The sequence below is a fragment of the Pseudomonas sp. CCC3.1 genome, from assembly GCF_034347405.1.
In the GTDB taxonomy this organism is placed as follows: domain Bacteria; phylum Pseudomonadota; class Gammaproteobacteria; order Pseudomonadales; family Pseudomonadaceae; genus Aquipseudomonas.
The window spans coordinates 1456412-1475782 of sequence record NZ_CP133778.1; the positions used below are offsets into that span (position 1 = coordinate 1456412).

Here is a 19371-nt window from a genome sequence, read left to right on the forward strand (position 1 = left end):
GGTAGGAGTTTGGAGGTGTTAGATGTAGTCCGTGCGCCGCTCATGTGGGGCGCAGGTGTGTGCGTATCATCGCGGGCAAGCCCGCTCCCACAAGGGCACAGGGCGTCAGCCAGCCGCTCAGTAATAGTCGTCGTCTTTGTCAAACCGTCGCGCATCGCGTTGCAGTTGATACACAAAACGCTCGACCTGGCGTTGCACGGCGCCGCTGATGTTGTGAAAGCGCATGCCGGCAAAGGTGATGTTCAGTCGTTCTTCAAAATGCAGGTAACGCAACTCGACCGGGGTGGTCATGTGGCCAAAGGGCAGGGCGGCACTGAAGTTTTCGTACACTTGGCCCAATTGGATGCGCTCGCTGATGTCGCCCTCGAAGCGCAATTTGCAGCCCGTGGCCGACACGTCCAGCAGTTTGCCTTTAATCGCCGCCTTCAGTTTTTCGCCCGCCACGTTCACGTCCACCAGATGCGCCAGTTTCAGTGCCGCGCGAAAGGCGTTGCGGCGCTGGTGGTAGATCACCTCTTTGGGCAGGGCCCCGCGATAGCAACGGTGTTCGCCGGTGTCGTCAATGCTCAAAGGGCTGTCGCACTCCCAGGCAATGCGCACGCCGTCATGAAAGCCTTCAACCCGAAACGGAATGCCCGCTTCAATAAAACGCTCGCCGTCCCGTGGGATCATTTCGTCCAGAGCCATGGTGCTGGCCTCGCGGCTGACTTCAACCATGTAGCTCTGGAAACGCTGGGTACGGTCGTTGAAGGTGATGATCAGCGGGTCATGGCTTTCTTGCAGCATCCGCAAGTTGGAGGCGATCTCCAAAGGCGTTGTCAGTACCTTTGGCGGCTGCGGAGCATCTTGGGCATCGAACACGGGTCATCAATCTCCAGACAAAAAACAACAACACGCAAAAAATAGGGCATTTTGCCACTATGTTGCGCGTCTAGATAGTGCAGGTGTTCAGGCTTAGGCCTGGCTGTAGGCGCGGTGTTTGTTGAGTAGCGAGGTGGTGCCGCGAGCGTCGTACAGGGAAGGGGTTTCGCCGCCATGCAGGATGCGCAGCTGGTTGGCGGTGATCGCCTGTTGGGTCTGGATCGCCTGGCCGTTTTGCAGGTTGGCCTCTTGGCACTGGGCCAGTAGCTGATTCAGCACTTCACTTTGGCTGAGCAATTGCTCGCCCACGGTTGAATGGCTGGCAAGGCTTTCGAGGCCGCTGCGGTTGGTCGGCAAGCCGAGGCTGGCCAAAATTTCACTGCGTTTGCGGCCGTGCTGCTCGAGCAAAATGATCAATGAGTGTTTGCGCGCCAGAATGTTTTCCAGCACCTGCATCTCTCGCCCTTTAAGGGCAATGGACTCGTCCTGCAACAGCTCCAGCAATTGCTCGGCCGGCGCAAGGTCGTCATTGATCAGTTGCAGCAAATTCTCGTCGTGCATGTTGGGCTCTGGGGTTTAAGCGTCCAAAAGCCTGGCACCGGCCCTGGGCCTAGCGCTCGGCTTCCATGTTTAGCAGTTTGCTGGCGACCTTGTTGCTGTCGACTTTATAACTGCCGTCGGCAATGGCTTGTTTCAGCTCGGCGACGCGGTTTTTGTCGACCACCGGTTGATCACGCAACGAATCGCTGACCTTCTGCAACTGTTGGGCCTCTGGGCTCAGGTGCACAGACTCCCCGCTCGGGGCGCTGGCGTCGGGTTGTTCAGGGTTTTTTGTCACAGGGGCCGCTTGCGTGGCACTGCCTGTTTCCTGATTGGCGTTGCTGCGCGTACTGCCGGTTAAGGGCGGCGCACTGTTAAGACGACTGAAGTCGATAACCATAACGAAAAACCTCTGGGTATTTGGACGCTTGCCATGTTTTCGGCCATACCCGAGAAAACTTTAGGCTCGATTAATCATAGCTTCACGCAGTTCGGTACTGATCTGCGTCAAATCACAGTGTAGGAAAGTTGGGATACAGACGCCAACCGCTCTAAAACGCTACCTCTACTTGCCCTGGCGCCGTGATCCGCGCCTTGACCACCCGGTTTGAGTTTAGGTTCTTCACCCGGATCTGCTCACTGAGGCCGCCATCGGACAGCGCTTCGCCGGGCATCTTGACACTTAATGTGCCGCTGCGCGCGCTGATCACCACATGATCACCTTTGCGCACGGTGGCGGCCTGTTCCAGATGCGTGAGGCTCAACACCTGATCGGTCACCACGGGGCGCAGCAGTTTTTGCCCTACCGCCAATTCAATCGCCGTCATATAACCCTGGCTGATCAAGCCGACATCGCGCTCGCGCAAGGTGACGTCGGGGTAATCAATGATTGCCCCGCGCTTGAGCGGGTGGGTGACGGTGACCACATCGCGGAACAACTTGACCTGTGCCGGTACAAAGATGGTCCAGGGCGAGCTACCCTCACAGCGCACGCGAACGGTCACGCGGCCCATGGGCTGAGCGGGACTTTCGAGCGTGGCTGTCAATTCCTTGTCGCAATGCGTCAGACGCACGCGAGGGTCGAGTTGATTGACCTGAATCTCGTAGCGGCCTTCAATCTGACCAGTGGCAAGGTAGTCTTCGACGGTGAACTCAAGAAAGCCCTGGGTCACGCCGATAAGCTGATCAGGTGACGTGAACGTGTCGGCACTTGCAGGCGTGCCTGCACCCAGCGCGCAGGCAGCCGCGAGCAGGCGCAATGCGCGGCAATGCCAAGGCTGGCGAGCTGATCCGTGGCGGGATTTTGTCGTTTTCGGCTTCATGGCGGTTAAATAGCAAAGCCCGTGCCGTTTACCGGGCAGCGTGTCGCAACTTAATGTTTTTAGAAGGAGCTGAGTATGGCTGGGGTGATGGATGCGGTTAACCAGCGCACTCAACTGGTCGGGCAAAACCGCCTGGAACTGTTGCTGTTTCGTCTGGATGGGCCACAGCTTTACGGGATCAACGTGTTTAAGGTCAGGGAGGTGCTGCAATGCCCCAAGCTGACAGTGATGCCCAAATCTCACCCGGTGGTGTGCGGCGTGGCGAGTATTCGCGGTGCAACCATTCCGATTCTCGATCTGGCGATGGCCACCGGGGCGGGCGGGTTGAAAGATCAGAGCAATCCGTTTGTGATCATCACCGAATACAACACCAAGACTCAGGGCTTTCTGGTGCGTTCGGTTGAGCGCATCGTCAACATGAACTGGGAAGAGATTCATCCGCCACCCAAGGGCGCGGGTCGTGACCATTATTTGACAGCTGTGACTCGGCTTGACAATCAACTCGTCGAAATCATCGATGTGGAAAAGGTCCTGGCTGAAGTCTCGCCATCGCCGGAAAACATCTCTCATGGCGTGGTGGATGTCGAAACCCAGGCCAAGGCCCTGTCTTTGCGCGTGCTGACCGTCGACGACTCGTCGGTGGCCCGTAAACAGGTTGCCCGTTGCCTGCAATCGGTCGGGGTCGAAGTGGTGTCGCTTAACGACGGCCGCCAGGCGCTGGATTACTTGCGCAAAATGGCGGACGAGGGCAAAGACCCGGCACAAGAGTTTTTGATGATGATCTCGGACATCGAGATGCCAGAAATGGACGGCTACACCCTGACCGCCGAGATCCGTCACGATCCGCGGATGCAAAATCTGCACATCATTCTGCATACTTCGCTGTCAGGTGTTTTCAATCAGGCGATGGTCAAGAAAGTCGGTGCCGATGACTTTCTGGCCAAATTCCGGCCTGATGACCTGGCATCCCGGGTTGTCGACCGGATCAAAGCAGCAGATCACAGCTAGGGGCGCAGCCCTTGGCGGTCAACACGATTTTAGAGGCACGATCACTTGTCGACGGCTAATTTGGATTTTGAACAGTTCCGGGTCTTCCTGGAAAAAGCCTGTGGCATTTTGCTCGGTGAAAACAAGCAGTACCTCGTCTCCAGCCGTCTTAACAAACTGATGGAGCAGCAAGGGATCAAGTCGTTGGGAGAGCTGATTCAGCGTATCCAGAGCCAGCCGCGCAGCGGGTTGCGTGAGCAAGTCGTCGATGCCATGACCACCAACGAAACGTTGTGGTTTCGTGACACGTATCCCTTTGAAGTGCTGAAAAACAAAGTGTTGCCTGAGCTGATCAAGGCCCATCCGGGGCAGCGCTTGCGCATCTGGTCGGCCGCGTGTTCTTCGGGGCAGGAGCCGTACTCGCTGTCGATGACGATCGACGAGTATGAGCGCAGCAACCTGGGGCACTTGAAGCTGGGGGCGCAAATTGTTGCCACCGACCTGTCGAGCCTGATGCTTAACACGTGCCGATCCGGCGAATACGACAACCTGGCGATTGGTCGTGGTTTGTCGCAGGAGCGCTTGCAACGTTATTTCGAGCCCAAGGCGCCGGGGCGCTGGGTGATCAAGGCGCCGATCAAAAGTCGGGTTGAATTTCGTTCCTTCAATTTGCTGGACAGCTACGCCGGATTTGGCAAATTCGACATCGTGTTCTGCCGCAACGTATTGATCTACTTCTCGGCTGAAGTGAAAAAAGACATCCTGCTGCGCATTCACAGCACTCTGAAGCCGGGCGGCTACCTGTTCTTGGGCGCATCCGAAGCACTCAACGGCTTGCCGGACCATTACCAAATGGTTCAATGCAGCCCGGGCATCATCTACCAGGCCAAGTAACCCCCAAAGCGGCAGAAAAGCGGCAGACAGCGGAAAGCGGTTGCCGCTTTTGTGCCGTTTCCGTTTTCCATCCCCGCGCAAAGCCTTGATATACGGCGCTGTAAAAACTGGCACGGGGTTTGCTCTGTCCCTGTCATGTAACGCCTGAGCCACAGCCTCAGGCCAGCCCACAAAGGTTTCCCGACATGAGCATCAGCTTCGATAAAGCGCTCGGTATCCATGAGCAAGCCCTGGGCTTTCGCGCACAGCGCGCCGAAGTGCTGGCGAACAACATCGCCAACGCCGACACCCCGAACTACAAGGCTCGGGATCTGGATTTTGCCTCTGTGCTCGCCGCGCAGAACGATAAAAACCAGAACGGCACCTTTGCCTTGAACAAGACCAATAGCCGCCATATCGAAGCGCAAGGCCTGAGCAGCGGCGACGAGTCGTTGCTGTACCGCACGCCGATGCAGCCCTCGATCGACCAGAACACCGTAGACGCTCAGCTCGAACAGTCGAACTACGCAGAAAATGCGGTCAACTTTCAGGCCAGCTTTACCCTGCTCAACAGCAAATTCAAAGGGCTGATGTCAGCCCTGCGTGGAGAGTAAGTCATGTCCCTAGCCAGTGTTTTCAACATTGCCGGTAGCGGCATGAGCGCTCAGACCACGCGCCTGAACACCGTCGCCAGTAACATCGCCAACGCCGAAACGGTGTCGTCGAGCATTGATCAGACCTACCGCGCCCGTCACCCGGTGTTCGCCACTATGTTCCAGGGCGCACAAGGTGTTAACGGCGACTCGCTGTTTCAGAACCAGGACGCAGCAGGCCAGGGCGTGCAGGTGCTGGGCGTGGTCGAAGATCAAAGCGAGCTACAGGCCCGCTACGAACCCAACCATCCTTCTGCTGATGCCAAGGGGTATGTGTACTACCCCAACGTCAACGTGGTTGAAGAAATGGCTGACATGATTTCGGCCAGCCGTTCGTTCCAGACCAACGCCGAAATGATGAACACCGCCAAAACCATGATGCAGAAGGTCCTGACCCTCGGTCAGTGATAAGGGGCGACACACATGAGCGTGACCGATTCCACCAGTGGTTTGACCCTGAATCAGATCCTCGCCAACTCTGCCCGGACCTCAACCACCGACACCAGTCTGGCGGCCGCGTCCAAGGCGACAACCGGCAGCCAGTCGCTGGGCAAGGACGCGTTTTTGCAACTGCTGGTCACCCAGCTGAAAAACCAGAACCCGCTCGATCCGCAAGACAACACCGCATTCGTTGCGCAGTTGGCGCAGTTCAGCAGCCTCGAAGGCATCACCACGCTTAACGACACGGTCAACTCCTTGTCTGGCGGCCTGCAGTCGTCGCAAGCCTTGCAGGCCTCGTCGCTGGTCGGTCGCTCGGTGATCGTGCAAACCGGTGAAGCCTATGTCGACCCGTCGAGCGGCAAACCCTTCAATGGCACGGTGGTGGTGAAAGACGCGGACTCCAAGCCCACGATCACCATCACCGATGCTGACGGCGAGGTGGTCAGAACCCTCGATATGGGCGTTCAGAAAGCCGGCAACGTGGACTTTACCTGGGACGGCAAGGACGACGAGGGCGTGTTGCTGGACAAGGGTTCTTACACCTTTACCGCCTCGACCAAAGACGACACCGGTACCACCGCGCTCACCACGTATTTGCCCGCCACGGTTAACAGCGTGACCCTGAGCAAAACCGGTGGCGAAATCATGCTCAACCTCGCAGGTCTGGGCAGCATTGGTATTTCCAAAGTACAGACCATTGGCCTCTAAGCCGACTCAAGGAGAGACACATGTCATTCAATATCGGCCTTAGCGGCCTGTACGCGGCCAACAAACAACTCGACGTGACCGGCAACAACATCGCCAACGTCGCCACCACCGGCTTTAAGTCTTCCCGTGCTGAGTTCGCGGATGTGTACTCAGCCAGCAAGCTGGGCATCGGCAGCAAAACCATCGGCAGCGGTGTAAACCTGGCCAACGTGTCGCAAAACTTTGGCCAGGGTGCGGTCAACAACACTGGCAACCTGCTGGACATGGGCATTGAAGGCAGCGGCTTTTTTGTGCTGAGCGACAACGGGGCCCTGAGTTACACCCGCGCCGGTACGTTCAAGGCCGACAAAGATGGCTATGTGACCAATACCGGTGGCACTGCGCGCCTGCAAGGCTATGGCGTGGACGCTGACGGCAAAGTCATCAACGGTGTGCTGACGGACCTGCGCATCGACACCTCGAACCTGGCGCCCAAGGCCAGTGGCAAGGTGGACTCCACGATCAATCTCAACTCCAGTTCGGACGTGATCAACCAGACCGACAACCCGTTCAATCCAACCGAAACGGCCAGCTACAGCAAAAAATTCAGCACCACCATCTACGACACTCAGGGCAACGCGCACCCGATGGATCAGTACATGGTGAAGACCGGCTCCAACACCTGGAGCACTTACACCCTGATCGACGGCCGCAACCCTAATGGCAGCCCGGTGACCGGTGACGGCAAGACAGATCCGGTGGCGTCGGTCATGAAGTTTGACTCGGCAGGGGCATTGACCAGCGTGACCACCCCCAATCCGGTGGAAGGCGAAGACGACATCGTCAGCAGCACCCTGACCATCAGTAACTGGATGCCGGGCGCTACCGTTGATGGAGAGTGGAAGACTAATGGCGCTGCGGCCAATGGCACCGGGATTGCCATCAACATGGCCAGCACCACCCAATACAACACTGACACCGCGCGTAACCCGCCGACGCAAGACGGCTACGCCACTGGCCAGATCAATAACCTGACCATTGATGGTTCGGGCGTGATGTTCGCCAACTTCAGCAACAACCAGAGCCGCGCCATTGGCCAGATCTCGCTGGCCAGTTTCACCAACGAGCAAGGCTTGCAGCCAGCCGGCGGTTCGGCCTGGAAAGAAACCTACGCTTCGGGCCAGGCTGGTTTCGACGTGCCGAAGACGGGCACCTTGGGTTCTATTGCTTCCAACTCGCTGGAAGACTCGAACGTCAACCTGACCAACGAGCTGGTTGACCTGATCAAGGCGCAGAGCAACTACCAGGCCAACGCCAAAACCATCTCGACTCAAAGCACCATCATGCAGACCATCATTCAGATGACCTGATAGCGGCGCGCGGCGAACCCCCACACGCTGCGCATCGCCCATCGGGGTAGGAGCGAGCTTGCCTCGCGATCTTTTGATCTTTAAAAAGATCGCGAGGCAAGCTCGCTCCTACAGTTGATTCAGCCAGGTTTGTTAAGGGCGCTGATTCAACAGCGTTTTGAAGTCGGCCTGCTGCGACGGCTCAATGCAGATTTTGGTCAGGTGTTCGATTTGCCGGGTGGTCGCGTGCTTTTGCTGCAACAACTCGATTGCCCGGCGCCACAGGGCGTCCCGGCAATACTCGCGAAGGTAGTCAGGGGTCGACACTTTTCCTCCCTGGATCATCAGCTTGGCCGCTGGCCTGAACGCTTTTTCGACAGCTATCAGGCGGGGTTGGGCCTTGATTTTGGCGAGTAAGGACGGCTGGGGGAAATGCACCGGGACCGTGGCCGAAAGCGTCGGCAAGTCGGCATGGAACTGCTCACCGTATGTATCGAAGAACCCTTTGTTCATCGTGTGGTGATAGCGTTTTTTTGAGTAGTAATGATGGACGCAGTCGTTGGCGGTGACGACCTTGGCGTCGCCCATCGCAAAAGACACCGCGATCTGCTCAATGGTGTGGAGCCTGAGGTAATGGTCGCGCCATTCATCGATCAGTTCGATGGCCTTGTCCATCACGCCCGCATTGACGCGGGCGATCCCGCAAATGCCGCTGTTGTAGAGCTTTAGCCCGTCGTCAGGGGCTTTGCCTTTGGCGATCAGTTCATTTGAAAACGCCACATAGTCAGCGCGCAGCTTGGCCTCAGCCCAGGTCCATTCGAACTCATCCATCAAATATTGCTGGTCGGTGACGCGTTCAAAGAGCGTGGCTGGGTCTTTGAAAAACACCGTGTCGGTGTCAACGAAAATGGTTTTTTCCGCAAGCAGGACCCCGGCGGCGATGGCGCACGCCTTGCGCCGATGGGTATAGCTGTTTGCGCCTTTCCACTGTGCAAGGATGTTGGTCGTCAGGGGGATGACGTTGACCGGCCAGCCCTCAAATGCCTGGGGCTCGTCGGTCATCAGCGTGATGCTGAAACTGCCTGGCACGCGTTGTTCGCGCAATGCAGACAGAATGCTGAATTTGGCTTCCTGGCGGTAAACGGTATTGCCGCCATAGAGCAGGTACAACAGGTGGAAAGAATCCATACGTCCATGCTTATCGATTAAGTGCGTGGTTAACCCTTGGTAGGGTTGTCAGCTGACGCGCATTATGCCGTAAACGCGTGGTTGTCGATAATGCTTGTGGCCGTCGAGGCTGGACTGGATAAGCGAGCGTGCTCGCGATCTTTTAATGATCAAAAGAGCGCGAGCACGTGTGTACCTTGGCGCAGGCGTGTGCCGCGGCGGCTTAATCAGCGCGCGCTGAATTCAACGCGCTCTGGCACGCGTGTCATCAGCACTTTGCCCGCGCGAATCGACACGCGGGCCTTGGCCTGACGGCGCACCGCTTCGTAATCGCTTTCGGCGTCCAGCACCACCAGGTTGGCCGGGCGGCCGACAGCGATGCCGTACCCTTCGCCGAGGTTGAGGGTGCGAGCGCTGTTGTCGGTGACCAGGTCCAGGCAGCGTTGCAGGTCTTCAAACCCCATCATGTGGCAGATGTGCAGGCCGGCATCCAGCACCCGCAAAATGTTGCCGTTGCCCAACGGGTACCACGGGTCTTTGATCGAATCTTGCCCCAGGCAGACGTTCATTCCGGCGCGGTCCAGCTCGGCCACGCGCGTCACACCACGACGTTTTGGAAAACTGTCGAAACGCCCTTGCAGGTGAATGCTCTCGGTCGGGCACGACACGAAGTTGATCCCCGAGGCCTTGAGCAGGCGGAACAGTTTGGAGCAGTAAGCATTGTCGTAAGAACCCATGGCCGTGGTGTGGCTGGCGGTCACCCGGCTGCCCATACCGCGTACGCGCGCCTCTTCGGCCAGCACTTCGAGAAACCGCGAATGCGGGTCGTCGGTTTCGTCGCAATGCACATCCACCAGGCAGCCCGTGCGCTCGGCCAGGTCCATCAGAAACTTGATTGAACTGACCCCCTGATCGCGGGTGTTCTCAAAGTGTGGAATACCACCGACCACATCGGCGCCCATCTCGACGGCGCGGGTCATCAACTCGCGTCCACCGGCATACGATTCAATGCCTTCCTGCGGGAAGGCAACGATTTGCAGATCAATCAGATGGCGCGCCTCTTCGCGTACTTCAAGCATCGCTTTGAGCGCGCCTAGCGTCGGGTCGGTCACGTCGATATGGGTGCGTACGTGCTGGATGCCGTGTTCGGCCAACATCCGAATGGTGGTGTGGGCGCGTTGCTTGGTGTCTTCGTGGGTGATGGTTTCTTTGCGTTGCGCCCAGCGTTCAATACCTTCGAACAGCGTGCCGCTGAGGTTCCATTCGGGTTGTCCGGCGGTCAGAGTTGCATCCAGATGGATATGCGGTTCAACCAGCGGGGCAATCAGCAACTGACCTTGAGCGTCAATGTCGCCGGGCTTTGCCTGCACACTGCCAGCCTGCAAGGTGATGGCGCTGATGCGCTCGCCTTCGCAAGTGACCGTGTGCAGGCCCGGGGTTTTACGCAATGTGGCATTGATGATGTTCATGGTCGATCCTGTCGTTGGGCTTCGGTCATGCGCCATACCAGCAGGGCGACCGAAGCATTCATTCTGAAAAGAGGGTCATCGAGCGATTGTCCGCTGAGTTGCTCGATGCGCTGTATGCGTTGATTAAGGGTGTTGCGGTGGATGTTCAAACGTTGGGCGGCTTTGAGGGCGTTGCCGTTCTCCTGAAGCAGGGCGTCCAGGGTTTCGATCAGACTGTTGGGTTGCTTGCGGCGGCTTTCGATCATCCGGCCGAGGGTTTGTTTGACGAACAGATCGATCACCGAGCGATCACCAATGGCCTGCAACAGGCGCAGCACGCCCAGCTCACTGAAGTCGCAAAGGCCAGTGGCGGGGCGCAGATTTTCGGCGACATCCAGCGCCTGCCGGGCCTGATTCAGTGCCTGGGGGTAATCGCTACAGGCTTCAACCTTGCTCGCCAGCCCCATAAACAACGCCATGTTGCCGATGATGGGTTGCAGATCATGGTAGAGGTCGGCCAGCTCGGCGCGAACGCTCTCGTGTTCTGTCAGCAGCAAGATAAACAAATCACCCTGTACGACCACAGGCAGCGCATCAGGCAGGGCGCGGCTCCAAGCATCGAGATGGTCCTGCACGGCCTGGCGAATATGTTGCAGCAAGCGCTCGGCTTCATCCGGGGCATGGCTGTCGAACAACACATTGACCGCCGACAAGCGCAACGCCACCAGACGTCGTGGCCCGTCGAGCGGCAGTTTCAAATGCGCTGCCCGCTGGCGGGCGGTGGCCAGGCTCGGGTAATCGCCGCTGAGCAACTGGGCCAGAATGTCATGCCGCGATCGCTTGGCCTGTGCCATCTGTACCAGCGCAGTGCCGATCAGGTGGGTGACGATGACCATCTTCAACAGATACGGCTGTTCAATCAGCGGCAAGCCATAGCGCTCGGCCAGCTCAATGACGGCGTCCGGGATGCGCTGAATAAAAGCTGCGCCCGTCAGAATCACCAGCCCGGCAATGCCGCTGGCATCTGCTTCATGCACCAGGCGCAGCAGGTTCGCTTCATCCCTGGGATGGTTGATGCCGGTGACAAACACCAGTTCGCCGCCCATGACCCACTCGCCAATGCCCTCGTTCTCGGCCACATACGGCCAGCGCACGGTGCGATGCAAGTTGCGGGCACCGGCGCGCAAGGTCATTTCTTCGAGACCGGCCAGTGCCAGAATCTCTTCAACTGTCAGACTCAAACGTCCTCCTGCACGCAAGGCGCGACGGCTCGGCGCTTACTGATTTCCAGCAGTACCACGTAGCACGCAGCGGAGGCGGCAATGCCTACCAGCGGTGCGATCCAGGGTGAGGCGTAGGCCAGCACGGCGCCGACCGCATACGCCGACAACCCTCGCAGGTTGTAGCGCGGCAAGCTGACAGACGCCAGCAGCGGGTACTTGCCGCGATGGCGATACCAGTAGTCAGCCATGATCACGCCGCCGATGGGCGGGATGATCGAGCCCAGCAGCACCAGAAACGGAATCAGCATTTCATACATGCCGCCGATGGCCAGCACGATGCCGATGGCGGCGGCAATCAGTGTCATTGTGCGGCGGCGCTCACTGCGCACGAGGTGGCAGGCGGCGGCTGATACGTTGTAAATCGTCGGGCCCTGAATCGTCCACAGATTGAGGCAGAGCATAATCACTGCGGCGAACGACAAGCCTTGCAGCATCATCACTTCAACGATGTCGGCCTGTTGATAAACGATGGCGCACCAGGCACCGGCGACGATCATCAAGCCATTGCCGAGCAGAAAACTGACCACGCTGGCGATCACCGCAATTCGGCCGGTGCGCGACAGACGCGTCCAGTTGGTGGCCTGAGTCGCGCCGCTGGCAAACGTGCCGAAGACCATGGTGATCGCTGCCGAGAACGTCATGGTTTCATGCGGGATGACAGCGGACAGCGCCTTGAAACCGCCGACGTGCTGCGTCGCGAGGACCATGGAGACAATCAGCAGAATCAGCATCAGCGGCACCGAAATGCGCGACAGCACGTCCAGCCCTTTAAAACCGATGATGGCGGTAATGCTGAAGCCCAGGCCGAACACAATCATCAGCGGGGTGGCGAAGCCTTCAGACAGGCCGAGCATCTTCACCAGCACGATGGCCACCGTTGCCGTGCCCCAGGCGTACCAGCCGAGTTCGGCAAAGCCGAGGATAAAGTCAGAAAGACGGCTGCCGGCCTCGCCAAAGCAAAAACGCCCCATGAGCACTGTATTGAGCCCGCTGCGCGATGCGATCAGCGCGAGTGCGGCGGCATACAGCGCCAGCAGACCATTACCGATGGCGGCGATCCACAGCATGTCGACGAAATTGAACGCCATGCCCAACTTGCCTCCGGCGAACATGGTCCCGGTAAAGAAGGTAAAGCTGAACAGCACCATGGAAATCGGTAGCAGGCCCTTGCGTGCTGTGCGCGGGGCTTCGCTTAGAGGAAATTCGCCGGGTGAACTCATGTGGTATTTCTCCGCCTCGAATGGGATGGCCGTCGTCAGTGGCTCCCTTGGGCTAGAGCAATAAGCGGGCCTGTTTTGCATAACGTCGATACATCGAGAATAAGCGGGCACAGGTGATAGTGCTTAGTGTTCAGAGTGCACATATAGGATGGGTTTATCGTATTGAGGTTGTGCAGAGTGATTCATTTTGAAGCGCGTGTGCACTGTTTTAGGTGGGGTTTCGTAGCAGTTGACGAGTAATACGAGGCTACGTCCGGCGACGCAGTCGTCGTGAGTCGGCAGTCGCGATCTTTCAGGACTATCGGGGTTCCAGGTTTTACGATTGCTGCGCAACCGGACGTAGCCTCGTATTACTCGTCAACTGCTACAAGGTCGTTTAAACCCTCACAAAACAAAACCCCCGTTAAACCCAACTGTTGCCAGGGTTTAACGGGGGTTTTTAGCGAGGCGGTCAGCCCGCCTGGCTACTCAGCTTATTGGCAAGCTTCGCAATCCGGCTCGTCAATCGCGCAGGCTTTTGGCACCGGTGCTGGGCCAGCAGGCGCTGCGGCCACGTCTTCACTGTTTTTGCCGCTCGATACAGCGTTGAGCTTGCCCGTGTTAACGGTGGACTTCTCGGTGCTGGTCGCTGCCAGTGCACGGAGGTAGTAAGTGGTTTTCAAACCACGGTACCAAGCCATGCGGTAGGTCACGTCCAGTTTCTTGCCCGAAGCACCTGCGATGTACAGGTTCAGCGACTGAGCCTGGTCGATCCACTTCTGACGACGGCTGGCCGCGTCAACGATCCACTTGGTGTCGACTTCAAACGCAGTGGCATACAGCTCTTTGAGCTCTTGCGGGATGCGTTCGATCTGCTGCACGGAACCGTCGTAGTATTTCAGGTCGTTGATCATGACCGAATCCCACAGGCCGCGAGCCTTGAGGTCGCGAACCAGGTACGGGTTGATCACGGTGAATTCGCCCGACAGGTTCGATTTCACGTACAGGTTCTGATACGTCGGTTCGATCGACTGCGAAACGCCAGTGATGTTGGCGATGGTCGCGGTCGGTGCGATGGCCATGATGTTGGAGTTACGAATGCCGTTCTGTACACGGGCACGAACCGGTGCCCAGTCCAGGGATTCGTTCAGGTCAACGTCGATGTATTTCTGGCCACGCTGCTCGATCAGGATCTGTTGCGAATCCAGCGGCAGGATACCTTTGGACCACAGCGAACCCTGGAACGTTTCGTAAGCGCCACGCTCGTCAGCCAGGTCGCAAGACGCCTGGATGGCGTAGTAGCTGACCGCTTCCATCGATTTGTCAGCAAACTCAACGGCCGCTTGCGACGCATAAGGAATGTGTTGCAGGTACAGAGCGTCCTGGAAGCCCATGATCCCCAGGCCCACTGGACGGTGCTTGAAGTTCGAGTTGCGTGCTTGCGGCACCGAGTAGTAGTTGATGTCGATAACGTTATCGAGCATGCGAACAGCAACGTCGATGGTGCGCTTGAGCTTGGCGGTGTCCAGCTTGCCGTCCACGATGTGGTTAGGCAAGTTGATCGAACCCAGGTTGCAAACAGCGATCTCGTCCTTGTTGGTGTTCAAGGTGATCTCGGTGCACAGGTTCGAGCTGTGAACCACGCCCACGTGCTGCTGCGGGCTGCGCAGGTTGCACGGGTCTTTGAAGGTCAGCCATGGGTGGCCGGTTTCAAACAGCATGGACAGCATTTTGCGCCACAGGTCTTTGGCCTGGATGGTCTTGAACAGTTTGACCTTGCCTGGGTACTCGGTCAGGGCTTCGTAGTACTCGTAACGCTCTTCGAAGGCCTTGCCGGTCAGGTCGTGCAGGTCCGGTACTTCGGACGGCGAGAACAGGGTCCACTTGCCGTCATCGAAGACGCGCTTCATGAACAGGTCAGGGATCCAGTTGGCGGTGTTCATGTCGTGGGTACGACGACGATCATCACCGGTGTTCTTGCGCAGCTCGATGAACTCTTCGATGTCCATGTGCCAGGTTTCCAGGTAGGCACACACAGCGCCTTTGCGCTTGCCACCCTGGTTAACGGCAACGGCGGTGTCGTTCACAACCTTGAGGAACGGAACCACGCCCTGGGATTTGCCGTTGGTGCCTTTGATCCACGAACCCAATGCACGAACTGGCGTCCAGTCGTTGCCCAGGCCGCCGGCGAATTTGGACAGCATGGCGTTGTCGTGGATCGCGTGGTAGATGCCCGACAGGTCGTCCGGCACGGTGGTCAGGTAGCAGCTGGACAGCTGCGGACGCTGAGTACCGGCGTTGAACAGGGTCGGGGTCGACGACATGTAGTCGAACGACGACAACAGGTTGTAGAACTCGATCGCACGGTCTTCTTTGTGCTTTTCTTCGATCGCCAGGCCCATGGCCACGCGCATGAAGAAGATCTGCGGCAGTTCGAAACGCACGCCATCCTTGTGGATGAAGTAACGGTCGTACAGGGTTTGCAGGCCCAGGTAGGTGAACTGCTGATCGCGCTCGTGGTTGATCGCCTTGCCCAGTTTTTCCAGGTCGAAGGTGGCCAGCACCGGGTTCAGCAGGTCGAATTCAATACCCTTGGCGATGTACGCAGGCAGGGCCTTGGCGTACAGGTCGGCCATTTCATGGTGCGTGGCGCTTTCTGCCACGTTCAGGAAGCTCAGGCCTTCGGCACGCAGGGTGTCCATCAGCAGGCGAGCCGTCACGAACGAGTAGTTAGGCTCACGCTCTACCAGCGTACGGGCGGTCATCACCAGGGCGGTGTTGACGTCGTTCAGTGCAACGCCGTCGTAGAGGTTCTTCAGGGTTTCGCGCTGGATCAGGTCGCCGTCAACTTCTTCCAGGCCTTCGCAGGCTTCGGTGACGATGGTGTTCAGGCGGCCCATGTCGAGCGGAGCAAACGAGCCGTCGGCGCGGGTGATGCGGATCGATGGGTGAGCCACCACAGCGTCTTCGGCTGGGGCGCGAGTGGCGCGCTCTTTGGCACGCGAGTCGCGGTAGATCACGTAATCGCGGGCTACTTTCTGCTCGCCGGCACGCATCAGGGCCAGTTCAACCTGGTCCTGGATTTCTTCGATGTGGATAGTGCCGCCCGATGGCATGCGACGCTTGAAGGTCGCGGTGACTTGTTCGGTCAGGCGCGCAACGGTGTCATGGATGCGTGACGAGGCAGCGGCATTGCCGCCTTCAACTGCGAGAAACGCTTTGGTGATGGCGACGGTGATCTTGTCATCGGTGTAAGGAACGACAGTCCCGTTACGTTTGATCACGCGCAACTGGCCTGGGGCGGTCGCAGACAGATCCAGATGTGTATCGGAACCCTGCGAGTTCTCGCGAGTTGTGTCGGTTTGCATGGGGGTGTGTCTCCACATTCTCTATGTTTATTTGGGCGCCTTTTGGGCGCCCACCGTTCCGTCCTGAAGCTCTACAACCGATCATGAACCGGGCATAACAACTTCGGGACGTACCGAAAGGGGGGTAAGCCGCTTCCTTGCCGAAGTTTTTGGTCTGCGCTTGCAGCCTCAAACCGTATTCCTGGCGGGTGACAGTATTTTTACTGCAACACCCGGGCCGTTTTCTGGCGTTAACGCTGGAAAACGGTAGTCGTCCGCTTGAGCGGTATGGACTTGAAAATGCGCGTTTAATTCAACCCGACTGGCGCGAGAAAAGGGCTTGAAATTCTCGTCTGAGTTGTGTTGGGTTTTTTGCCTTAAACCCTATATGTGGGGTTTTTTGGCGGAATTGATACAAGATATGCGTTTTGACGGCAGGGTGCAACGTTCTATCTGTGGATAACTCTGTGCGTAAATTGTGTATGAAACCCTAAAAAACAGTGTAGGCCGCATGTGCGCTGGACTGCACCGTTGGTCACTGAATTTTGCAGGATCAAATCGTTCGTGCTGAATTTTGAGGGCGCGAACCCTACCACAAAAAACAGCGCTGTCCGAACGCATTTTCAGGCGGGTGCAAAGATAGGAAAGGTCAAGCGGAAATTGCTGCAAAGAAGGCCGAAAAGGTCATTGCAGACCTTTCCGGCAATTGAGCGAAATTACAGCAGCTCGAAGCTGTTTTGCTGGACGTTTTGCGAATCGAGGCCTATTTGCACGTCGAATTCACCCGGTTCGGCGGCGTACTTCAACTGGGTGTTGTAGAACTTCAAGTCGTCCTCGTCGATGCTGAACTGCACGACTTTCTCTTCGCCGGCTTTAAGCATGATTTTCTGGAAGTTTTTCAACTCCTTGACCGGGCGGCTCATGGAGGCGGTGACATCGCGCAGGTACAGCTGCACGACCGTTTCGCCGTCACGCTTGCCGGTGTTTTTGACCGTGACGCTGGCCGTTAGCTTGGCGCCGGGCTTCAAGGTCTTGGCCGATAAGCTGACAGGCGACACGCTGAAATCGGTGTAGCTCAGGCCGTAGCCAAATGGGTACAGCGGCGTGTTCGGCGCGTCGAAGTACTGCGAGGTGTAGTTGCCCGGCTTGCCCGGTGTGAAGGGACGACCAATGCTCAAGTGGCTGTAGTAGGTAGGGATCTGGCCTACAGAGCGTGGGAATGTGATAGGCAGCTTGCCGGAAGGGTTGTAGTCACCGAACAGCACGTCAGCAATCGCATTGCCGCCTTCAGTGCCGCTGAACCAGGTTTCCAGCACCGCGTCCGCTTGCTGTTGTTGCAGGTCAATAGTCAGCGGGCGGCCGTTCATCAATACCAGTACCAACGGCTTGCCGGTGGCTTTGAGCGCGGTAATCAGTGCGCGCTGGCTGGCAGGAATATCAAGCTCGGTACGGCTCGATGACTCGTGCGACATGCCACGCGACTCACCCACCACGGCGACCACCACATCAGCTTGCTGCGCGGCCTTGATGGCTTCGTCAATCATGACCTGTGCCGGACGCGGGTCGTTGGTGACTTCAGGTGCGTCAAAATTGAGGAAGTTCAGGTAATCAACGATTTTTTGGTCGTCGGTGATGTTGGCTCCGCGGGCGTAAGTCAGCGTGCCTTGCTGACCCAGTGCGTTGCGCATGCCGTCATACACGGTCACCGATTGTGCAGGCACGCCCGCAGCGGCCCAGCTCCCCATGATGTCGATCGGTGCTTTGGCCAGCGGTCCAACCAGCGCAATACGCGCCTGTTTTTTCAGTGGCAGGGTCTCGGACTGGTTTTTCAACAGCACCAGACTCTTGCGTGCTACCTCGCGTGCTTCAGCGCGGTGCAGGCGACTTTCAGCTTTGACATCGACCGGGTCATCTTCAGCCTTGCCGATGCGCAAATACGGGTCGGCAAACAGGCCCATGTCGTACTTGGCACCGAGCACTTCACGCACAGCGTTGTCGAGGTCGCTCTGTGGGACTTCGCCAGACTTCAACAAGCCAGGCAATTCTTCGCCGTAGGCTTTGTCGTTCATGCTCATGTCGATACCGGCCTTGATCGCCAGCTTGGCGGCTTCGCGGCTGTCTTTAGCCACGCCGTGCTTGATCAGCTCGATGATGGCGCCGTGGTCACTCACGGCGACGCCTTTAAAGCCCCAGTCCTTGCGCAGCAAATCTTGCATCAGCCACGTGTTCGAGGTGGCGGGCACGCCATTGATCGAGTTCAGCGCCACCATGACTCCTCCCGCCCCGGCCTCAATGGCGGCGTGGTAGGGCGGCAAGTAATCCTGGAACATGCGGGTCAGGCTCATATCGACGGTGTTGTAGTCCCGTCCGCCTTCTACCGCGCCGTACAAGGCAAAGTGTTTAACGCTGGCCATGATGTTGCCGGGCAGGGCAGGTGAAGCGCCTTGATAGGCGTGAACCATGACGTTGGCGATGCGTGACACTAAATAGGTGTCTTCGCCAAAACCTTCCGATGTCCGTCCCCAACGCGGGTCACGGGCGATGTCGACCATGGGCGCGAAGGTCAGGTCGATACTGTCATCGCTGGCTTCTTTGGCCGCCACTCGACCACTCAACCCAATGGCGTCCATGTCCCAGCTAGCCGCCAGGCCCAGGCTGATCGGGAAAATCGTGCGATGGCCGTGAATCACGTCATAAGCGAAGAACATCGGGATTTTCAAACGGCTGCGCATGGCAGCGTCTTGCATCGGACGGTTTTCATCGCGGGAAATCGAGTTGAAGGTGCCGCCGATATGGCCGGCTGCGATTTCCTTGCGGATCATTTCGCGGGGCATTTCCGGGCCGATGCTGATCAGGCGTAACTGGCCGATTTTTTCGGCTTCAGTCATTTGCTTCATCAAATCAGCGACGAACACGTCTTTCTTAGGCAGTGGGGCTAGCGGGGTTTGGGCCCAGACCGATTGACTGGTCAGGCTGATGGCAATGGCCAGCAAACACATATTTTTCATGGAGTTCTTCTGCGCGCCCGCTCAAGTCAAAGCGAAGGGAAGCCCGCGCTTTCGAAGCGATATTGTTCTGGGAAAGGGTGGTGGACTACTTAACTTAAAGAAATACCCTATCGTTAAAGAAAGTATTCCTACAGCGAAGGCAGTCTTTTAGCTGATTCGCCGTGAGCAATCCAGTGTTGCGGGGAGATATTCGAGAGCGGCGTGGG

Annotated in this window: 16 protein-coding genes; 6 read left to right on the forward strand and 10 right to left on the reverse strand. The window is 57.7% G+C overall.

Annotated elements, in window-relative coordinates; translation table 11 throughout:
• Positions 1–117: 117 nt before the first annotated feature.
• The 4 genes from RHM56_RS06515 to flgA all read right to left on the reverse strand — a co-directional run bounded on the left by RHM56_RS06515 (position 118) and on the right by flgA (position 2654).
• Positions 118–861 (reverse strand): flagellar brake protein, encoded by a 744-nt coding sequence (locus RHM56_RS06515; protein WP_322239703.1) that lies wholly within the window; start codon positions 859–861, stop codon positions 118–120.
• Between the two features lie 93 nt (positions 862–954).
• Positions 955–1422 carry a flagellar protein FlgN gene (locus RHM56_RS06520; RefSeq protein WP_322239705.1) on the reverse strand — a complete coding sequence of 156 codons (468 nt, stop codon included), beginning with the start codon at positions 1420–1422 and terminating at the stop codon, positions 955–957.
• Between the two features lie 49 nt (positions 1423–1471).
• Entirely contained in the window at positions 1472–1801 is a 330-nt protein-coding gene (gene flgM, locus RHM56_RS06525) for a flagellar biosynthesis anti-sigma factor FlgM (protein ID WP_322239707.1), read from the reverse strand.
• 151 nt (positions 1802–1952) lie between these two features.
• A complete protein-coding gene (gene flgA / locus RHM56_RS06530; protein ID WP_416194905.1) occupies positions 1953–2654 on the reverse strand; it encodes a flagellar basal body P-ring formation chaperone FlgA in 702 nt (233 codons plus the stop codon).
• Between the two features lie 144 nt (positions 2655–2798).
• Between flgA and RHM56_RS06535 the strand changes: the two genes are divergently transcribed.
• From RHM56_RS06535 to flgE, 6 genes are all read left to right on the forward strand, one after another.
• Positions 2799–3731: a chemotaxis protein CheV gene (locus RHM56_RS06535; protein ID WP_322239711.1), complete on the forward strand. Its 933-nt coding sequence runs from the start codon at positions 2799–2801 to the stop codon at positions 3729–3731.
• Positions 3732–3776: 45 nt separating this feature from the next.
• Positions 3777–4604 (forward strand): protein-glutamate O-methyltransferase CheR, encoded by an 828-nt coding sequence (gene cheR / locus RHM56_RS06540; protein WP_322239713.1) that lies wholly within the window; start codon positions 3777–3779, stop codon positions 4602–4604.
• Between the two features lie 185 nt (positions 4605–4789).
• Complete coding sequence (flgB, locus tag RHM56_RS06545; protein WP_322239715.1) at positions 4790–5197, forward strand: flagellar basal body rod protein FlgB; 408 nt, start codon at positions 4790–4792, stop codon at positions 5195–5197.
• 3 nt (positions 5198–5200) lie between these two features.
• Positions 5201–5644 (forward strand): flagellar basal body rod protein FlgC, encoded by a 444-nt coding sequence (gene flgC, locus RHM56_RS06550; RefSeq protein WP_322239717.1) that lies wholly within the window; start codon positions 5201–5203, stop codon positions 5642–5644.
• A gap of 15 nt (positions 5645–5659) precedes the next feature.
• A complete protein-coding gene (gene flgD / locus RHM56_RS06555; RefSeq protein WP_322239719.1) occupies positions 5660–6385 on the forward strand; it encodes a flagellar hook assembly protein FlgD in 726 nt (241 codons plus the stop codon).
• Between the two features lie 20 nt (positions 6386–6405).
• A complete protein-coding gene (flgE, locus tag RHM56_RS06560) occupies positions 6406–7734 on the forward strand; it encodes a flagellar hook protein FlgE (protein ID WP_322239721.1) in 1329 nt (442 codons plus the stop codon).
• A 132-nt stretch (positions 7735–7866) separates the two neighbouring features.
• Here the strand turns inward: flgE and RHM56_RS06565 are convergent, their stop codons facing one another.
• From RHM56_RS06565 to bglX, 6 genes are all read right to left on the reverse strand, one after another.
• Positions 7867–8901, reverse strand: coding sequence for a hypothetical protein (locus RHM56_RS06565; protein ID WP_322239723.1), 1035 nt, complete (start codon positions 8899–8901; stop codon positions 7867–7869).
• A 206-nt stretch (positions 8902–9107) separates the two neighbouring features.
• Positions 9108–10349 carry a cytosine deaminase gene (gene codA / locus RHM56_RS06570; protein WP_322239725.1) on the reverse strand — a complete coding sequence of 414 codons (1242 nt, stop codon included), beginning with the start codon at positions 10347–10349 and terminating at the stop codon, positions 9108–9110.
• Positions 10346–11569, reverse strand: coding sequence for a PucR family transcriptional regulator (locus RHM56_RS06575; RefSeq protein WP_322239727.1), 1224 nt, complete (start codon positions 11567–11569; stop codon positions 10346–10348). The genes codA and RHM56_RS06575 overlap by 4 nt, the downstream gene beginning before the upstream one ends.
• Entirely contained in the window at positions 11566–12831 is a 1266-nt protein-coding gene (gene codB / locus RHM56_RS06580) for a cytosine permease (RefSeq protein ID WP_322239729.1), read from the reverse strand. Before codB ends, RHM56_RS06575 begins: the two co-directional genes overlap by 4 nt.
• Positions 12832–13304: 473 nt before the next feature.
• Positions 13305–16178 carry a ribonucleoside-diphosphate reductase subunit alpha gene (locus RHM56_RS06585; RefSeq protein WP_322239732.1) on the reverse strand — a complete coding sequence of 958 codons (2874 nt, stop codon included), beginning with the start codon at positions 16176–16178 and terminating at the stop codon, positions 13305–13307.
• 695 nt (positions 16179–16873) lie between these two features.
• On the reverse strand, positions 16874–19165 hold the full coding sequence (gene bglX / locus RHM56_RS06590) for a beta-glucosidase BglX (RefSeq protein WP_322239734.1): 2292 nt from the start codon (positions 19163–19165) through the stop codon (positions 16874–16876).
• Positions 19166–19371: the final 206 nt, after the last annotated feature.